The 2,488-nt window shown below is 48.6% G+C and carries 25 tRNA genes and 1 rRNA gene; all 26 read left to right on the forward strand.

Annotated elements, in window-relative coordinates:
- A 5S ribosomal RNA gene (gene rrf / locus ACSULM_RS12315) occupies positions 1–82 on the forward strand; the annotation flags it as partial.
- Between the two features lie 9 nt (positions 83–91).
- Positions 92–167 (forward strand) — tRNA-Val (locus tag ACSULM_RS12320).
- Positions 168–173: 6 nt separating this feature from the next.
- Positions 174–249, forward strand: a tRNA-Thr gene (locus ACSULM_RS12325).
- Positions 250–256: 7 nt separating this feature from the next.
- Positions 257–332 (forward strand) — tRNA-Lys (locus ACSULM_RS12330).
- Positions 333–345: 13 nt separating this feature from the next.
- Positions 346–427, forward strand: a tRNA-Leu gene (locus tag ACSULM_RS12335).
- A gap of 3 nt (positions 428–430) precedes the next feature.
- Positions 431–505: transfer RNA gene (locus tag ACSULM_RS12340), tRNA-Gly, on the forward strand.
- An 8-nt stretch (positions 506–513) separates the two neighbouring features.
- Positions 514–599: transfer RNA gene (locus tag ACSULM_RS12345), tRNA-Leu, on the forward strand.
- An 18-nt stretch (positions 600–617) separates the two neighbouring features.
- Positions 618–691 (forward strand) — tRNA-Arg (locus tag ACSULM_RS12350).
- An 8-nt stretch (positions 692–699) separates the two neighbouring features.
- Positions 700–773 (forward strand) — tRNA-Pro (locus tag ACSULM_RS12355).
- A 19-nt stretch (positions 774–792) separates the two neighbouring features.
- A tRNA-Ala gene (locus tag ACSULM_RS12360) sits at positions 793–868 on the forward strand.
- Between the two features lie 25 nt (positions 869–893).
- Positions 894–967, forward strand: a tRNA-Met gene (locus ACSULM_RS12365).
- A 27-nt stretch (positions 968–994) separates the two neighbouring features.
- A tRNA-Ile gene (locus ACSULM_RS12370) sits at positions 995–1,068 on the forward strand.
- Between the two features lie 9 nt (positions 1,069–1,077).
- A tRNA-Ser gene (locus ACSULM_RS12375) sits at positions 1,078–1,170 on the forward strand.
- A gap of 44 nt (positions 1,171–1,214) precedes the next feature.
- A tRNA-Ser gene (locus tag ACSULM_RS12380) sits at positions 1,215–1,307 on the forward strand.
- Positions 1,308–1,320: 13 nt separating this feature from the next.
- Positions 1,321–1,394: transfer RNA gene (locus ACSULM_RS12385), tRNA-Met, on the forward strand.
- An 11-nt stretch (positions 1,395–1,405) separates the two neighbouring features.
- Positions 1,406–1,481, forward strand: a tRNA-Asp gene (locus tag ACSULM_RS12390).
- Positions 1,482–1,492: 11 nt separating this feature from the next.
- Positions 1,493–1,565: transfer RNA gene (locus tag ACSULM_RS12395), tRNA-Phe, on the forward strand.
- 11 nt (positions 1,566–1,576) lie between these two features.
- Positions 1,577–1,652, forward strand: a tRNA-Thr gene (locus ACSULM_RS12400).
- Between the two features lie 6 nt (positions 1,653–1,658).
- Positions 1,659–1,742: transfer RNA gene (locus tag ACSULM_RS12405), tRNA-Tyr, on the forward strand.
- Positions 1,743–1,760: 18 nt separating this feature from the next.
- Positions 1,761–1,834, forward strand: a tRNA-Trp gene (locus ACSULM_RS12410).
- Positions 1,835–1,836: 2 nt separating this feature from the next.
- A tRNA-His gene (locus tag ACSULM_RS12415) sits at positions 1,837–1,909 on the forward strand.
- A gap of 11 nt (positions 1,910–1,920) precedes the next feature.
- Positions 1,921–1,992 (forward strand) — tRNA-Gln (locus ACSULM_RS12420).
- A gap of 9 nt (positions 1,993–2,001) precedes the next feature.
- Positions 2,002–2,072: transfer RNA gene (locus tag ACSULM_RS12425), tRNA-Cys, on the forward strand.
- Positions 2,073–2,082: 10 nt separating this feature from the next.
- A tRNA-Gly gene (locus tag ACSULM_RS12430) sits at positions 2,083–2,157 on the forward strand.
- 15 nt (positions 2,158–2,172) lie between these two features.
- Positions 2,173–2,247 (forward strand) — tRNA-Gly (locus ACSULM_RS12435).
- 9 nt (positions 2,248–2,256) lie between these two features.
- Positions 2,257–2,331, forward strand: a tRNA-Gly gene (locus tag ACSULM_RS12440).
- Positions 2,332–2,488: the final 157 nt, after the last annotated feature.

Here is a 2,488-nt window from a genome sequence, read left to right on the forward strand (position 1 = left end):
CCCATGCCGAACACAGAAGTTAAGCTCCTTAGCGCCGATGGTAGTCGGACTTACGTTCCGCAAGAGTAGGACGTTGCCAGGCAATTTATATGGAGGATTAGCTCAGCTGGGAGAGCATCTGCCTTACAAGCAGAGGGTCGGCGGTTCGAACCCGTCATCCTCCACCATTTTAAGCCGGCCTAGCTCAACTGGTAGAGCAACTGACTTGTAATCAGTAGGTTGGGGGTTCAAGTCCTCTGGCCGGCACCATTTAAATGAGCCATTAGCTCAGTTGGTAGAGCATCTGACTTTTAATCAGAGGGTCAGTGGTTCGAGCCCACTATGGCTCACCATTATTTAAATATCGCGGGTGTGGCGGAATTGGCAGACGCACTAGACTTAGGATCTAGCGCCTTACGGCGTGGGGGTTCGACTCCCTTCACCCGCATATGCAGAAGTAGTTCAGCGGTAGAATACGACCTTGCCAAGGTCGGGGTCGCGGGTTCGAATCCCGTCTTCTGCTCCATTATTTTTGCCGGGGTGGCGGAACTGGCAGACGCACAGGACTTAAAATCCTGCGGTGAGAGATCACCGTACCGGTTCGATTCCGGTCCTCGGCATCATCCTATGAAAATTATGCGCCCATAGCTCAACTGGATAGAGTACTTGACTACGAATCAAGAGGTTATAGGTTCGACCCCTATTGGGCGCACTAATTTACGGGAAGTAGCTCAGCTTGGTAGAGCACTTGGTTTGGGACCAAGGGGTCGCAGGTTCGAATCCTGTCTTCCCGATTTCCTGAAATACATATATGGGGGCTTAGCTCAGATGGGAGAGCGCCTGCTTTGCACGCAGGAGGTCAGCGGTTCGATCCCGCTAGTCTCCACCATATTTGATACAAACTAAAATACAACGGCGGTGTAGCTCAGCTGGCTAGAGCGTACGGTTCATACCCGTGAGGTCGGGGGTTCGATCCCCTCCACCGCCACTAATTATTAGTTGTAAATTATATTTAGGACCTTTAGCTCAGTTGGTTAGAGCTAACGGCTCATAACCGTTCGGTCGCAGGTTCGAGTCCTGCAAGGTCCATATAATTTTGGAGGAATACCCAAGTCCGGCTGAAGGGATCGGTCTTGAAAACCGACAGGGGCTTAACGGCCCGCGGGGGTTCGAATCCCTCTTCCTCCGCCATTTTTATAATAATTGAATATAATTTATTTTTAGCTAATATTTTTGGAGGAATACCCAAGTCCGGCTGAAGGGATCGGTCTTGAAAACCGACAGGAGCTTAACGGCTCGCGGGGGTTCGAATCCCTCTTCCTCCGCCATTAATATTATTATCGCGGGATGGAGCAGTTCGGTAGCTCGTCGGGCTCATAACCCGAAGGTCGGTGGTTCAAATCCGCCTCCCGCAATTATTTTTAAAGGTCCCGTAGTGTAGCGGTTAACACGCCTGCCTGTCACGCAGGAGATCGTGGGTTCGAATCCCATCGGGACCGCCATTTTTCATTATGGTTCAGTAGCTCAGTTGGTAGAGCAATGGATTGAAGCTCCATGTGTCGGCAGTTCGACTCTGTCCTGAACCATTTTTAAGCAAGCCGGCCTAGCTCAACTGGTAGAGCAACTGACTTGTAATCAGTAGGTTGGGGGTTCAAGTCCTCTGGCCGGCACCATCTTTTGGAGGGGTAGCGAAGTGGCTAAACGCGGCGGACTGTAAATCCGCTCCTTCGGGTTCGGCAGTTCGAATCTGCCCCCCTCCACCATTTATTTGATAATCTAATAGGGGCATATTTCAACGGTAGAATAGAGGTCTCCAAAACCTTTGATGTGGGTTCGATTCCTACTGCCCCTGCCATGGCGGTTGTGGCGAAGTGGTTAACGCATCGGATTGTGGTTCCGACACTCGTGGGTTCGATTCCCATCATCCGCCCTTTATATTAATGGGCTATAGCCAAGCGGTAAGGCAATGGACTTTGACTCCATCACGCGCTGGTTCGAATCCAGCTAGCCCAGTTTTTTATTGGCGGCATAGCCAAGTGGTAAGGCAGAGGTCTGCAAAACCTTTATCACCGGTTCAAATCCGGTTGCCGCCTTCAAATTAATGCGGGAGTAGTTCAATTTTTAGAACACATTCCTTCCCGGAATGAGGTATAGGTGTAAGTCCTATCTTCCGCTCCATTTATTATATCCCTTGCGGGGGTAGTTCAACTTTTAGAACACATTCCTTCCCGGAATGAGGTGTAGGTGTAAGTCCTATCCTCCGCTCCATATTATTTTGCGGGAGTAGTTCAACTCTCAGAACACATTCCTTCCCGGAATGAGGTATAGGTGTAAGTCCTATCTTCCGCTCCATTTATTCTTCCATTAGGGAAGTTTTTTTTTACGATTTTTTATTGCTTTCATAATTGTTAATTTAATATGGCTCTTTGTCAATAACGGTTGGTCTATAAAAAATAAATATATTTCGATACATCAAGCAACTCGTTTTTGTTGCTTGATGTATTTTTTA

Source organism: Staphylococcus caeli (assembly GCF_051413795.1).
Lineage (GTDB): Bacteria > Bacillota > Bacilli > Staphylococcales > Staphylococcaceae > Staphylococcus > Staphylococcus caeli_A.